Origin of the sequence: Agrococcus jenensis (genome assembly GCF_003752465.1) — a bacterium.
Lineage (GTDB): Bacteria > Actinomycetota > Actinomycetes > Actinomycetales > Microbacteriaceae > Agrococcus > Agrococcus jenensis.
Genome location: NZ_RKHJ01000001.1, coordinates 1,912,006 through 1,925,632, shown reverse-complemented (window position 1 = coordinate 1,925,632; position 13,627 = coordinate 1,912,006). Strand labels below are relative to the sequence as shown.

Below are 13,627 nucleotides of genomic sequence, written 5' to 3'. Positions count from 1 at the left end.
GTGCCTCAGTCGATCGTGACGTAGTCGGGGCCGGAGTAGCGGCCGGTGGAGAGCTTCTGGCGCTGCTGCAGCACGTCGTTGAGCAGGCTCGACGCGCCGAAGCGGAAGAGGTGCGGGTCGAGCCAGGTCTCGCCGCACGTCTCGGCGACCGTGACGAGGTACTTGATGGCGTCCTTCGCGGTCGAGATGCCGCCGGCGGGCTTGACGCCGATGCGCTCCCCCGTCAGCCGCTCCCAGTCGCGCACGACCTGGAGCATGAGCAGCGTCACCGGCAGCGTCGCGGCGGGCTGCACCTTGCCGGTCGAGGTCTTGATGAAGTCGCCGCCCGCGAGGATCGAGAGCCAGGAGGCCCGGCGCACGTTGTCGTAGGTGACGAGCTCGCCGGTCTCGAGGATGACCTTGAGGTGCGCGTACGTGCCGTCGTCCCGGCGGCACGCCTCCTTCGTCAGCACGATCTCGTCGAAGACCTTGCCGTAGTTGCCCTCGAGGAAGGCGCCGCGGTCGATCACCATGTCGATCTCGTCGGCGCCAGCGGCGACCGCGTCGCGGGTGTCCTGCAGCTTCACGGGCAGGCTCGCGCGGCCGGCCGGGAAGGCCGTCGCGACCGCCGCGACGTTGATGCCGTCGTCCTTGCCCGCGCTCCAGGCGGAGCCGAGCGCGTCGACCGCGTTGCCGACCATGTCGCCGTAGACGCAGACCGCCGCGGGGCGGGGCGTCGAGGGGTCGGATGCGTCGGGCACGAGCGCCTTCGCGACGAGCGAGTGCACCTTGCCGCGGGTGTCGGCGCCCTGCAGCGTCGTGAGGTCGATCATCCGGATGACGAGGTCGAGCGCCGCGCGCTTCGAGGTGGTCTTGATCGAGCGCGTCCCGAGGCCGGCGGCGCGGGCCTCGAGCCCCACGGCGTCGACGGTCGGGAGGCCCTCGAGGTGCTGCCGGAGCGCGACCTCCGAGAGGTCGCTGCCGAGCAGCTGGACGGCGCGCTCTGCGGGCGCGAGCGCTGCGCTGGGTGTGGTCACGCTGTTCCTCCTGCTCCGCCGCGGTGCGGTTCTCCGCCAGGTGTGTCGCGGCTTGCGGGTGCAGGGCAGTCTACCGGCCGAGCCCGCCCTCCCTGCGACGCCGAGGGCGCTCGCCGGGGCGACGACGGTCGATGCTCAGGCGGTCGCGGCGGTGATGCGCTCGCGCGTCCGCTCGACGTCGCGGCCCATCTGCGCGATGAGCTGGTCGAGGCTCTCGAAGCGGTGCATCGGGCGCACGAAGTCGACGAGCTCGAGCGCGATCGGCCGGTCGTAGAGGTCGATGTCGACGTCGAGCAGGTACGCCTCGACGGTCTTCGCGGCGACGCCGTCGAAGGTGGGGTTGTCGCCGATCGAGACGGCGGCGGCGAAGGTGCCGGCGTCGACGTGCGCGAGGGCGGCGTAGACGCCGTCGGCGGGGATGAACCCCTCGACCGGGGCGCCGAGGTTCGCCGTCGGGTAGCCGAGCGAGCGGCCGCGCTGGAAGCCGCGCACCACGTCGCCGCGCAGCAGGTGGCGGCGGCCGAGCATCCCGTTCGCCTCGTCGATGCGGCCGAGCGCGAGCGCCTCCCGGATCCAGGTGCTCGAGACGCGGCGGCCGTCGGCGAAGCAGATGTCGTCGATCGACTCGACGCGCGCGCCACGCGGCTCGGCGAGCTCGCGCAGCAGCGCGGCATCGCCCGCGCCGCGGGCACCGAAGCGGAAGTCGTCGCCGACGAGCAGCACGCGCGCGCCGAGGCCGTCGAAGAGCACGCGCTCGGCGAACTCGCGGGCGGGCTGCGCGGCCGTCTCGGGCGTGAAGGGCACGACGACCACACGGTCGGCGCCGGCGGCGCGGAGCAGCTCGACCTTGTGGGCGAGCGAGACCAGCGGCACCGGCGCGCGGTCCGGGCGCACCACCTCGAGCGGGTTGCGGTCGAACGTGACGACGGTGGTCGACAGCCGCTCCGCGCCCGGCTCAGCGGGCTCGGCGAGCGCGCGCAGCTGCTCGATGATGCGCTGGTGGCCGATGTGCACGCCGTCGAACTTGCCGACCGTGATGGCGGAGGGGACGGACTCGAGCTCGTCGATCCAGGCCATGCCGCTCATGCCGTCACCCGCTCGCGGCTCGCGCGCAGCCACCAGAGGCCGAGGAACGGCAGCACCGCGGGGATGAACAGGTAGCCCATGCCGTAGCGGCTCCAGACGGTGTCGTGCGCGAAGAGCTCGGGCGCGACCAGCGAGAGCGTGCCGACGACGAGCACGCCGACGAGCTCGAAGCACACGGCGGCGAGCGCGACCGTGCGCGAGGCGTCGCCCCGCATCGCGAGCGCGACGGTCGCGACGAGGTAGACGACGGCGGCGACGGCGCTCAGCGAGTACGCGAGCGGCGCCTCGTCGAAGCGCTGCACGATCTGCACGAACGAGCGCCCGGTGGCCGCCATCGCCAGCACCGCGTAGACGGCCACGAGGACCCGGCCGATGCCCGCATGCTTCCGCTCGCTCACTCGTCCGATCCTAGTCCTCGCACGGTCGCTCGCTCGCGGGCGGCGGGCGGTCAGGCGACCTGCACGAACCAGATCTGGTGCATCCGGTAGACCATCACCGCGACCGCGAGGATGCCGACGCCGACGACGAGGGTCGCCCACTCGCCCTTCTTGTCGACGAGCGCCCACAGCACCGCGGCCGGCGGGATCATGAGCGCGGTGATGAGGTAGGTCCAGTACTCGAGCAGGTCGCCGGTGGGGCCGGCGCCCGCGAGCGGCGCGATGATCGACGCGACGGTCTGGACCACGAGCGTGAGCATCGCGATGGCTGCGCCGGCGAAGACCCAGTCGTTGAACGGGCGGCGCGCGAGGCCGACCACGGCCACGGCCGCGCCGATCAGCCCGAGGGCGCTCGCCTGCGCGAGCATGAGCCAGCTGATCACGCTGCGCCCCCGGTGCCGGTCGGGAAGTTCGTGACCGGCAGCAGCCGACGGCCCGCGACGCGCGCGATGCCGACGAGCCGGTCGCCGTGGACCGCCGCGACGATGCCAGACTCCCCCTCGAGGGCAGCGGTGCGGCGGCCGTTGGCGAGGTCGGCGGCGCGCTCGGCGTCGAGCGTCGCGACCGGCAGGATGCGGGCGGCCGCCTCGGCGGGCGGCAGCAGCAGGTCGCGCGCGGCCTCGGGCAGCGCGTCGGCATCGGGCGCGCCGTCGACCGAGAACGGGCCGATGCGGGTGCGGCGGAGCGCCGACAGGTGGCCGCCGACGCCGAGCGCCGCGCCGAGGTCGCGGGCGAGCGCGCGGATGTACGTGCCGCTCGAGCAGTCGACGACGACGTCGGCCTCGGCGACGGCGCCGGGCCGGAACGCGACCACCTCGAACCGCGCGACGGTCACCGGCCGCGCCTTGAGCTCGACCTGCTCCCCCGCCCGCACGCGGGCGTACGCGCGCTCGCCGTCGACCTTGATGGCGCTCACCGACGACGGCACCTGCTCGATGTCGCCCGTGAGCGCCGCCATCGGCGCGACGAGGTCGGACTCCGACAGGTGCGACGCATCCCTCGTCGCGGTGACCTCGCCCTCGGCGTCGTCGGTCGTGGTCGCGGCGCCGAGCGCGACGGTCGCCGTGTAGGTCTTGTCGAGCCCGACCATGTGCGTCAGCAGCCGCGTGGAGGGACCGACGCCGAGGATCAGCAGCCCGGTCGCCATGGGGTCGAGCGTGCCCGCGTGACCGACCTTCCGCGTGCCGAGCGCCCGTCGCGCGCGGCTCACCGCGGTGTGGCTCGTGATGCCCTGGGGCTTGTCGACGAGCAGGATGCCGTCGGGGTCTGCGGGGGCTGCTGGCACCCGTCGACCCTAGTCGCTCGTCGGCGGACGCTCCTCGTCGGGGCCGCCGCCCGGGTCCTCGTCGAAGTCCTCCACGTCGGGCCACGACGCGATGTCGACGCCGTGGTTCTCGGGCGACGCGATCGTCCACCAGCGCCCGGGCTCCTCCCGCACGATGCGGCCACCGGCTGCCACTGCCGCGGCGACGCGCGCCTCGGCGTGGTCGGCGGGCACCGAGATGTCGATGTGCGTGCGGCCCCTGCCCGGCTTGGGTGGGTCGAGCTCGTGCAGCCAGACGTGCGGGTTGCGCCGCTGGGGGTCGATCGCATCCTCGTCGCCGAGCAGGTCGTAGCCCATCACGGCCGCCCAGAACGGCCGCACGTCGGCGCCGCGGTCCTGCGCGACGGCGATGCCGGTGACCATGAGAGTCGAGGGATCCGAGCGGCATCCGAGCCGCCGCGCCGCCTCCGAGATGCCCTGGGCGAGGCGCGCGTCGGCCGCGCTGAGGCCGCCGTCGCGCCGTGTCGCCGTGCGGATCGTCACGCCCCGCGGCCGCAGGTCGACGTCGGGCGCGTGGCCGACCGCGGCCGCGACATCACCGATGGCGGTCGCGAGCTCGACCGCCTGCGCGAACGAGTCGCACGCGTAGTGGGCGTGCGCGCCCCAGAACAGCACGCGCCAGTCCTCGACGCCGGGATGCTCGTGGAAGCGCTTGGCGGTCAGCCGGGGTCCGTCGGTCATGGCGAGCCTCCTCCCCCGCACGCCGTCGCACGGGCCCGGTGGAAGCGTAGATCGCGCCGCAGACATCCGGCCAGCGCGGCGCGTATAGCCTGCTCGGCATGGCGATCGAGGACGGCCAGCGGCAGCCGCGGCAGCGCATCGCGGTGATCGGCGCCGGGGCGATCGGCGGCACGATCGCGGCGCGGCTGGATGCCATCGGTCACCACGTGACCGTCACCGCGCGCGGCGAGCACCTCGCGGCCGTCCGAGCGCACGGGCTGCGACTGCGAGGGGCCTTCGGCCTGCACACCGCCCGCGTCACGGCCCTGGAGCTGCTGCAGGACGCACCCGACCTCGCGATCCTCGCCACCAAGGCGACCGGCGCGGCGGCCGCGATCGAGGCGAACCACGCGCGGCTCGCGGGGGTGCCGCTGCTCGTGGTGCAGAACGGCCTCGGCGGCGAGCTCGCCGCGGCCGAGCTGCTCGGGCACGGTCGCGTCGCCGGCGGGATCGCGCTGATGGCGGCGAACTCCATGGAGCCGGGCGTCATCACGGTCACCGCGGCCGGCGACACCATCGTCGGCGGCGCCGAAGGGGCGCGGTTCGCGGCGGTGCTCGGCGAGGCTCTGCCCACGAGCGAGACGCCCTCGATCGAGGGCGCCCAGTGGACGAAGCTGCTCATCAACATGGTGAACGCGCTGCCCGCGATCGTCGGGCACTCGGTGCAGGACGTCATCCGCGACCCGGGGCTGCGCCGCGTGATGCTCGCCTCGATGCGGGAGACGACGCAGATCGGACTGGCCTCGGGCGTGCGCTTCCAGCCGCTGCAGGGGCTGACGCCGCTCATGGTGCGGATCGTCGCCTCCGCACCCCGGCGGATCGCCCAGCAGGTGCCGCTCCGCATCAAGGAGCGGCTCGGCGACGTGCCGAACCTCGGGTCGACGCAGCAGTCGATCCGGCGTCGGCAGCCGACGGAGGTCGATCACATCAACGGCGCGGTCGTCGCGGCTGCGGCGCGGCTCGGCCGCGAGGCGCCGGTGAACGCGGCGCTCGTCGAGCTCGTGCACGAGGTCGAGCGGACGGGGCGGTTCCTGCCGGCGTCGGTGGTGCGGCGGCTCGCGTAGCGCTGGGCTCCTCTCGCCCCGTCGCCGTGGTCTCGACTCGGTCAGCGCGCTGCGCGCGCGGACCGGCTCGACCAGCAGCTGGTCAGCAGGTGTCGGCGAAGACCTGCTTCGGCCACCGCCAGTCGCTGTTGTCGACGATCACGAGCGCCTTCTGGCGCGGACGGACGGTGCGCTCGTAGTGGTCGTGCGCCTCGCGGTAGCGCCGGTGCGACGCGTGCTGCACGTCGGGGTGCGCGCCGTCGCGAGCGCGCATCCGCTCGCCGCGCACGCGGTCGTCGGCCTCGAGGTAGAGCACCGCGTGCCACTTGCCGGCGAGCGCCGGGCGCTGCAGGAACACCCCGTCGACGAGGAGCACCGCATCCGGACCCGCCGTCTGCCACTCCATCTCGACCGAGCGGTCGGCGTGCAGGTCGAACGCGCGCGTCATGAAGCCGGTCGAGCCGCCCATGCGGAACGGGTGCAGCAGCACCCGGTCGAGCAGCTCGACGTCGAAGGCGTCCTCGTAGTAGCCCTTCGGCGAGTCGCGGCCCTGCCGGTAGCGGAACGCCTGCGACCGGTGGAAGTCGTCGGCGCTCGCGCGGAACGCCTCGACGCCGGCGCGCGCGAGCGCGACCTGCAGGGCATCCGCGAACCGGGTCTTGCCCACGCCGTCGCGGCCCTCGATCGCGACGAGCCGACGGCCGCGCGGATTGCGGCGCACGAGCAGCTCGGCGAGGCTCGTGTAGAGGGCCTTCTGCTCGGGCGTCCAGGACGCTGCCTTCATCAGGAGGGCGGAGTCGACCATGCCGTCAGCCTAGGCGGTCTCGCTCGTCTACCCTGGCGGGATGCTCGGGACCGCCTCCGTCGCCGCGCTCGCGGGCTGGTACCGCGACAACGCGCGCGACCTCCCATGGCGCCGGCCCGACTTCGACGCGTGGGGCACGCTCGTGAGCGAGATCATGCTGCAGCAGACGCAGGTGTCGCGCGTGGCCGTCGAGATCGACCGCTGGCTCGAGCGCTGGCCGACGCCCGCCGACCTCGCAGACGCGCCCACGCACGAGGTGCTGCGGCAGTGGGGCACGCTCGGGTACCCGCGCCGGGCGCTGCGGCTGCAGGACGCGGCGCGGGCCATCGTCGAGCGGCACGGCGGCGACGTGCCGCGCGACGTGGCCGCGCTGCTCGCGCTCCCGGGGATCGGCGACTACACCGCGCGCGCGGTCGCCGTCTTCCACTTCGGCGACCGCCACCCGGTCGTCGACACGAACGTGCGCCGCGTGATCGCCCGCGCGGTGCACGGGCAGGGCGAGGCCGGCCCCACCGCGAGGCGCGACCTCGCCGACGTCGAGGCGCTGCTGCCGGACGCCCCCGCCGACGCATCCGTCACCTCCATCGCGCTCATGGAGCTCGGCGCGCTCGTCTGCACGGCGCGCGCTCCGAGGTGCGATGCGTGCCCGATCGCCGACGCGTGCGCGTGGCGCGCGGCCGGCTACCCGGCGTACGAGGGCAGGCGCGCGCCGCGCCAGGGCACCTTCGCAGGCAGCGACCGGCAGGCGCGCGGCACGGTGCTGCGCGCGCTCCGCGCGGTCGACGTGCCGCTCGCGGAGTCCGAGCTGGCGCCCCTCTGGCCCGATGCCGCGCAGCTCGATCGCGCGCTCGCGTCGCTCGCCGCCGACGGCCTCGTCGTGCGCGCTGACGGATCGGCCCGCCTCCCGGACTGAGGGAGCTCCTCCCACCCGCGGTGCCAGGCCCGCCTGCGCACAACGCAAGCCCCCGCGCGACGACCGGCGCCAGCATCCGCACCTTGCCGGATCCGCCGCACGATGTCGCCTCCGGGCTTGCGTTGTGCGGAAGCGGGCCGGGGCGGGGCGGGCCGTCAGGCTGCCCTACTAGGTTGTGCGCATGCCGGCACGACATGCGCGTCTGACCGAGGCGAGCGACGAGCTCGCCGCCGCCCTCGCCGAGATCCGCGCGGAGCTGGGGCTGACGGCCGAGCTCCCGCCCGAGGCGGAGGCGGAGGCGGCCGCGCTCGCCGCGGATCCGCCGCTGCCCGAGCCCGACCAGACGGGCGTCGCGTTCGTCACGATCGACCCCGAGGGCTCGACCGACCTCGACCAGGCGCTCCACCTCGAGCGCGACGGCGACGGGGTCGTGGTGCGCTACGCGATCGCCGACGTGCCCGCGTTCGTGGCACCGGGCGGCCCGATCGACGTCGAGGCGCGCCGCCGCGGCCAGACGATGTACGCGCCGGACGGCAGGGTGCCGCTGCACCCGCCGGTCCTGAGCGAGGGCGTCGCGAGCCTCCTCGCCGGGCAGGTGCGGGGCGCCTACGTCTGGACCATGCGGCTGGATGCGCGCGGCGACGTGGTCGCGACGACGCTCGAGCGCGCACGGGTGCGCTCCCGCGAGCAGCTGACCTATGCCGAGGCGCAGCAGCGCATCGACGCGGGAGACGCCATGCTGGGCCTGCTGCGCGAGGTCGGCGAGCTGCGGATCGCGCTCGAGGCCGAGCGCGGCGGCGCGAGCCTCGACATGCCGGAGGAGCAGGTCGTGCGCGAGGGCGACGAGTACCGCATCGAGCGGCGCGAGCTGCTGCCGGTCGAGCGCTGGAACGCGCAGCTGTCGCTCATGACCGGCATGGAGGCCGCGAACCTGCAGCTGCGCGCGAAGCGCGGCATCCTGCGGACGATGCCGACGCCGCCGGCGGCCGACGTCGAGCGCTTCCGTCGCGAGGTGCGGGCGATCGGAGAGGAGTGGGCCGACGGCGAGCACTACGGCGCGTTCCTGCGACGCCTCGACCGCGCGCGCCCGACGACGCTCGCGATCCTGCAGGCGGCGCGGCGGCTCTTCCGCGGCGCGGCATACACGGTGCTCGACGACGCGTCCGAGGCGTCGGCGCTCGAGCAGGCGGCCATCGGTGCGCCGTACGCGCACGTGACCGCGCCGCTGCGGCGGCTCGTCGACCGCTACGCGCTCGCCCACTGTGAGGCGATCGCGAACGGCCGCGAGATCCCCACGTGGGCCGCCGAGGGGCTCGCGGGTCTGCCGGGCATCATGCAGGCGTCGGCGCAGGCCGCGTCGAGGCTCGAGCGCGAGTCGATCGACGTCGTGGAGATCGCGGTGCTGCGGTCGCGCATCGGCGACACGTTCGACGCGGTGGTCGTGGACTCCCGGAAGGAGGGGTCGACGATCCAGCTGCTCGACCCGCCGACCGAGGCGGCGTGCGACACGGACGCCGAGCCTGGCACGCGGATCCGCGTGCGGCTGACGGACGCGGACCTCGCCGAGCGGCTGCTGCGCTTCGCCGAGGTCCGCTGAGCCGTCAGTCCTCGTCGTCGATCTCGCGCGGCTTCTTGTAGGGGTCGGCGTCGCCCGCGTACTGCGCGGCGGCGGCCGCCTCCTGCGCGGCGCGGTCGCGCACGCGCGCCTCGTCGAGCAGGTGCTCGATCGACGCCGCGTTCTCGGGCAGCGCGTCGAGGAAGAACTCGATCGACGGCGTCAGCCGCAGCGTCAGGCCCTTGCCGATCTCGCGGCGCACGACGCCCTTCGCGCTCGTGAGTGCCCTCGCGGTCTCCTCGCGCTCCTCATCGGTCCCGTAGACCGTGTAGAAGATCGAGGCGTGCTGGAGGTCGCCCGTCATGCGCACCGCCGTGATCGTCACGAAGCCGAGCCGCGGGTCGCGCACCTCGTGCTCGAGCGCGCGCACGGTGATCTCGTGGATGCGGTCGGCGATCTTCCTCGCCCTGGGGTTCTCTGCCATGTGGTTCCTCCGGTCCTAGAGACAGGTGTGGGGCGACCGCAGTCGCCCCACACCCGATTGCGCGTCAGACGCGCGGCTTCTCCACCATCTCGGTGGTCTCGATCTCGTCGCCGATCTGCAGATCGTTGAACTTGCCGAGGCCGATGCCGCACTCGAAGTCCGTGCGGACCTCGGTGACGTCGTCCTTGAAGCGGCGCAGCGACTCGATGGCGAGGCCATCGGCCAGCACGACGCCGTCGCGGATGACGCGAGCCTTGGCGTTGCGGGTGATCGTCCCCGAGCGCACGATGCAGCCGGCGATGTTGCCGAACTTGGACGAGCGGAACACCTCGCGGATCTCCGCCACGCCCGACTGCTTCTCCTCGAACTCCGGCTTGAGCATGCCCTTCAGCGAGTTCTCCACGTCCTCGATGGCCGCGTAGATCACGTTGTAGAAGCGGATGTCGACGCCCTCGCGGGCGGCGCGCTCTCGTGCCTTCGGGTCGGGGCGCACGTTGAAGCCGATGATGACGGCCGAGTCGACCGTCGCCAGGTTCACGTCCGACTCGGTGACGGCGCCGACGCCGCGGTGGATGATCCGCAGGTCGACGGTGTCGTCGATCTCGATCTTCATGAGCGACTCCTCGAGCGCCTCCACGGCACCCGACACGTCGCCCTTGATGATGAGGTTGAGCGTCTCGACCTTGCCCTGCTCCAGCGCCAGCTTGAAGTCCTCGAGCGACAGGCGCTTGCGGGCCTTCGCCAGCTGCGCGTTGCGCTCCACGGCCTCGCGCTTCTCAGCGATCTGGCGCGCGGTGCGGTCCTCCTCGGTGACGATGAAGCTGTCGCCGGCGCGCGGGACGCTCGAGAGGCCCTGCACCTGGACGGGCATCGACGGGCCGGCCTCCTGGACCAGCTCGCCGCGGTCGTCGACCATCGCACGGACGCGGCCGTAGGCCGTGCCCGCGACGATCGCGTCGCCGACGCGCAGCGTGCCCGACTGGATGAGCACGGTCGCCACGGCGCCGCGGCCCTTGTCGAGCCTCGCCTCGATCGCGACGCCGCGAGCCTCCTTGTTGGGGTTGGCCCGCAGGTCGAGACCTGCGTCTGCGGTGAGCAGCACGGCCTCGAGGAGCTCCTCGATGCCGGTGCGGGCGAGCGCGGAGACGTCGACGAACATCGTGTCGCCGCCGTACTCCTCGGTGACGAGGCCGTACTCGGTGAGCTGCTGGCGCACCTTGGCGGGGTTCGCCCCCTCCTTGTCGACCTTGTTGACCGCGACCACGATCGGCACGTTGGCCGCCTGGGCGTGGTTCAGCGCCTCGATCGTCTGCGGCATGATGCCGTCGTCGGCCGCGACGACCAGGATCGCGATGTCGGTCACCTGCGCACCGCGGGCACGCATGGCGGTGAACGCCTCGTGGCCCGGGGTGTCGATGAAGGTGATCGCGCGGTCCTCGCCCTCGTGCTCCTTCCAGACCTGGTAGGCGCCGATGTGCTGCGTGATGCCGCCGGCCTCGCCGTCGATGACGTTCGCATCGCGGATGGCGTCGAGCAGGCGCGTCTTGCCGTGGTCGACGTGACCCATGACCGTGACGACGGGCGAGCGGTAGACGAGGTCCTCGTCGGTCTCGTCCTCGAGCTCCTGCTCGAGGTCGATGTCGAAGCCCTCCAGGAGCTCCTTGTCCTCGTCCTCGGGGCTGACGATCTGGACCTGGTAGCCCAGCTCGGCACCCAGCAGCTCGAAGGTGGCCTCGTCGAGCGACTCCGTCGCCGTCGCCATCTCACCGAGGTGGAACAGCACGGTCACGAGGTCACCGGGGCTCGCGTCGATCTTCTCGGCGAAGTCCGCGATCGATGCGCCGCGGCGCATGCGGATGACCGTGGTGCCGTCGCCGCGACGGACCTTGACGCCGCCGATCGACGGCGCCTCGCGCATCTCGAACTCGAGCCGCTTCGTGCGCTTCGACTTGCGGGACTTGCCCTTCGCGCCGCCCTTGCCGAACGCGCCGGCCGTGCCGCCGCGACCGCGGCCACCACCACCGGGACGACCCGCGAACGCGGGACCGCCGCGGCCCGGAGCACCGGGACCGGGAGCGCCGGCGCCGGGGCGCTGGAAGCCGCCGCCGGGGCGACCGCCGGCTCCGGGTCGGCCGGGGCCGCCGGTGCGCGGGGCGCCGGGACGGGGAGCGCCGGGACGCGGTGCGCCCGGGCGGGGAGCGCCGGGGCGCGGAGCCACGGGACGCGGGCCGCCGGGGCCCGCCTTGCTCGTGAACGGGTTGTTGCCGACGCGCGGCCGGCCCATGCCCTGCGCGGACGCGAACGGGTTGTTGCCCGGACGCGGTGCGCCGGGGCGACCCATCGGGCGGGGGATGCTGCTGCCGCTGTCGCCGTCACCCTGCTGCGCGGGCGCGGCGGGTGCGGGCGATGCGGGTGCGGGCGATGCGGATGCGGGTGATGCGGGTGCGGGCGATGCCGGCGCGGGGGTCTGCGCGGCCGGAGCCGGCGCAGCCTTCGGAGCGGGCGTCGGCGCGGGCGCCGCGGTGGATGCGGGTTCCGGCGCGGCCTGCGGGGCCGCGGGAGCCGCAGCCTTCGGGGTCGCGGCGGGGGCGGCCGCTGCGGGCGTTGCCGATGCCGGCTTCGCCGACGGTGCGGCCTTGGCCGGTGCCTTCGGGGCCGCGGCCGCGGGTGCGCTCGCGCTCTCGGACGCCAGGGCGGCCTTCAGCTTGCGGGCGACCGGGGGTGCGATCGCCGAGGCGGGTCCCTTGACGAACTCGCCCATCTCCTTGAGCTTGGCCATCGCGACCTTGCTCTCGACGCCGAGCTCGGCGGCGATCTCGTGCACGCGTGGGTTTGCCACGTTCTCTCCTGTCCTGGTCCGCCCAGGACAGGGCGGACTCATTTGCTGACGGGTCTCATTTCGAGCTGCTCATCAGTTGTCCATGTGCTTTTCATTCCTTCGGTCGGGGCTCGGGTCGAGCCCGTCCTGGGCCCATCGTGCGATGGGTGACGTGTCCAGGCGCTGGCGCAGCGCCCGCGGGATCGCGCGGACCGCGCGTTCCACGCACTGCTGCGTCGGATGCACCCACGCCCCTCGGCCGGGAAGCCGTCGATCGGGATCGACGACCGCCGCTCCGCCTGCGCTCACGATCCGCACGAGATGTGCGGGTTCAGTGCGCGCGCGACAGCCAAGGCACGTACGGATGCTCATCAGTCTAGCGCAGACACGCCCGGGACGCAGGTGGGCGTGTCACTCATCCATGACCGAGTCGGGCTGGATGTCGATCTTCGCGCCGGTCAGCTTCGCCGCCAGGCGGGCGTTCTGGCCCTCCCGGCCGATCGCGAGCGACAGCTGGAAGTCGGGCACGAGCGCGCGCACCGCCTTCGTCTTCTCGTCGAGCATGAACGCATCCGACACCCGCGCGGGGCTCAGCGCGCTCGCGACGAAGGCGGGCAGGTCCTCGGAGTAGTCGACGATGTCGACCTTCTCGTCACCGAGCTCCGCCTGCACCGCGCGCACGCGGGCGCCGAGCTCGCCGATGCACGCGCCCTTCGCGTTGATGCCGGGACGGGTGGCGCGCACGGCGATCTTCGTGCGGTGGCCGGCCTCGCGCGCGATCGCGACGATCTCGACGGCGCCGGAGGCGATCTCGGGCACCTCGAGCGCGAAGAGCCGGCGCACGAGCGACGGGTGGGTGCGGCTCACGGTGACCTGCGGACCGCGCTGGCCGCGCTCGACCTTCGTGATGTAGACGCGCATCCGCTGGCCGTGCTTGTACTCGGCGCCCGGCACCTGCTCCTCGGGCGGCAGCAGCGCCTCCATGTCGTCGCCGAGCTTGACGTGCACCATGCGCGGGTTCGTGCCCTGCTGGACGACGCCGGCGATGATGTCGCCCTCGCGGTCCTTGTAGGCGCCGAGCACGGTCTCGTCGCTCTTGTCGCGCAGCGCCTGGAAGATGACCTGCTTCGCGGCGGATGCGGCGATGCGGCTGAAGTCCTCGGTCGTCGCGACCGACTCGCCGATGCGGTTGCCGTCCTCGTCGAGCTCGGGCTCGAAGAGCGTCACCTCGCCGGTCGCGCGGTCGACCTCGACGCGCGGCTGCGGCGCCGCGGCATCGTGCTTCTCGCCCGAGCGGAGGTGCGCCTGCAGGATCGCCTGCTCGATGATGTGGATCAGGGCGTCCGAGGAGATATCCCGCTCGCGCTCGACGGTCTTCAGCACGGTCAGATCGATCTTCACTTGTGGGCTCCTTGTTCCGCGTCCA

At 73.5% G+C, this 13,627-nt stretch carries 14 protein-coding genes; 3 read left to right on the top strand and 11 right to left on the bottom strand.

What is annotated here, in order from left to right; genetic code table 11:
- Window positions 1-5: 5 nt before the first annotated feature.
- The 6 genes from deoC to EDD26_RS09465 all read right to left on the bottom strand — a co-directional run bounded on the left by deoC (window position 6) and on the right by EDD26_RS09465 (window position 4,544).
- Window positions 6-1,016, bottom strand: coding sequence for a deoxyribose-phosphate aldolase (deoC, locus tag EDD26_RS09490; RefSeq protein WP_123697496.1), 1,011 nt, complete (start codon window positions 1,014-1,016; stop codon window positions 6-8).
- Between the two features lie 135 nt (window positions 1,017-1,151).
- Window positions 1,152-2,102, bottom strand: a complete 951-nt coding sequence (locus tag EDD26_RS09485; protein ID WP_211333851.1) for a bifunctional riboflavin kinase/FAD synthetase — start codon at window positions 2,100-2,102, stop codon at window positions 1,152-1,154.
- Window positions 2,099-2,437 (bottom strand): hypothetical protein, encoded by a 339-nt coding sequence (locus EDD26_RS09480; RefSeq protein WP_245990082.1) that lies wholly within the window; start codon window positions 2,435-2,437, stop codon window positions 2,099-2,101. Before EDD26_RS09480 ends, EDD26_RS09485 begins: the two co-directional genes overlap by 4 nt.
- A 113-nt stretch (window positions 2,438-2,550) precedes the next feature.
- A complete protein-coding gene (locus EDD26_RS09475; RefSeq protein ID WP_123697495.1) occupies window positions 2,551-2,922 on the bottom strand; it encodes a hypothetical protein in 372 nt (123 codons plus the stop codon).
- On the bottom strand, window positions 2,919-3,824 hold the full coding sequence (gene truB, locus EDD26_RS09470) for a tRNA pseudouridine(55) synthase TruB (RefSeq protein WP_123697494.1): 906 nt from the start codon (window positions 3,822-3,824) through the stop codon (window positions 2,919-2,921). Before truB ends, EDD26_RS09475 begins: the two co-directional genes overlap by 4 nt.
- Window positions 3,825-3,833: 9 nt before the next feature.
- Window positions 3,834-4,544, bottom strand: coding sequence for a 4a-hydroxytetrahydrobiopterin dehydratase (locus tag EDD26_RS09465; protein ID WP_170165599.1), 711 nt, complete (start codon window positions 4,542-4,544; stop codon window positions 3,834-3,836).
- 98 nt (window positions 4,545-4,642) lie between these two features.
- Between EDD26_RS09465 and EDD26_RS09460 the strand changes: the two genes are divergently transcribed.
- Complete coding sequence (locus tag EDD26_RS09460) at window positions 4,643-5,647, top strand: ketopantoate reductase family protein (protein WP_123697492.1); 1,005 nt, start codon at window positions 4,643-4,645, stop codon at window positions 5,645-5,647.
- Between the two features lie 82 nt (window positions 5,648-5,729).
- On the opposite strand, the gene EDD26_RS09455 is transcribed toward EDD26_RS09460, so the two are convergent.
- A complete protein-coding gene (locus tag EDD26_RS09455; protein ID WP_123697491.1) occupies window positions 5,730-6,431 on the bottom strand; it encodes a nucleoside/nucleotide kinase family protein in 702 nt (233 codons plus the stop codon).
- A gap of 40 nt (window positions 6,432-6,471) precedes the next feature.
- On the opposite strand from EDD26_RS09455, the gene EDD26_RS09450 reads away from it, so the two are divergent.
- Both EDD26_RS09450 and EDD26_RS09445 read left to right on the top strand, forming a co-directional pair.
- Window positions 6,472-7,344 (top strand): HhH-GPD family protein, encoded by an 873-nt coding sequence (locus EDD26_RS09450; RefSeq protein WP_123697490.1) that lies wholly within the window; start codon window positions 6,472-6,474, stop codon window positions 7,342-7,344.
- A gap of 181 nt (window positions 7,345-7,525) precedes the next feature.
- Window positions 7,526-8,941 carry an RNB domain-containing ribonuclease gene (locus EDD26_RS09445; RefSeq protein ID WP_123697489.1) on the top strand — a complete coding sequence of 472 codons (1,416 nt, stop codon included), beginning with the start codon at window positions 7,526-7,528 and terminating at the stop codon, window positions 8,939-8,941.
- A gap of 4 nt (window positions 8,942-8,945) precedes the next feature.
- On the opposite strand, the gene rbfA is transcribed toward EDD26_RS09445, so the two are convergent.
- The 4 genes from rbfA to nusA all read right to left on the bottom strand — a co-directional run bounded on the left by rbfA (window position 8,946) and on the right by nusA (window position 13,602).
- Complete coding sequence (rbfA, locus tag EDD26_RS09440) at window positions 8,946-9,383, bottom strand: 30S ribosome-binding factor RbfA (RefSeq protein ID WP_123697488.1); 438 nt, start codon at window positions 9,381-9,383, stop codon at window positions 8,946-8,948.
- Between the two features lie 64 nt (window positions 9,384-9,447).
- Window positions 9,448-12,222 carry a translation initiation factor IF-2 gene (infB, locus tag EDD26_RS09435; RefSeq protein ID WP_123697487.1) on the bottom strand — a complete coding sequence of 925 codons (2,775 nt, stop codon included), beginning with the start codon at window positions 12,220-12,222 and terminating at the stop codon, window positions 9,448-9,450.
- Window positions 12,223-12,294: 72 nt separating this feature from the next.
- Window positions 12,295-12,573 (bottom strand): YlxR family protein, encoded by a 279-nt coding sequence (locus EDD26_RS09430; protein WP_123697486.1) that lies wholly within the window; start codon window positions 12,571-12,573, stop codon window positions 12,295-12,297.
- Window positions 12,574-12,612: 39 nt separating this feature from the next.
- On the bottom strand, window positions 12,613-13,602 hold the full coding sequence (gene nusA / locus EDD26_RS09425; protein WP_123697485.1) for a transcription termination factor NusA: 990 nt from the start codon (window positions 13,600-13,602) through the stop codon (window positions 12,613-12,615).
- Window positions 13,603-13,627: the final 25 nt, after the last annotated feature.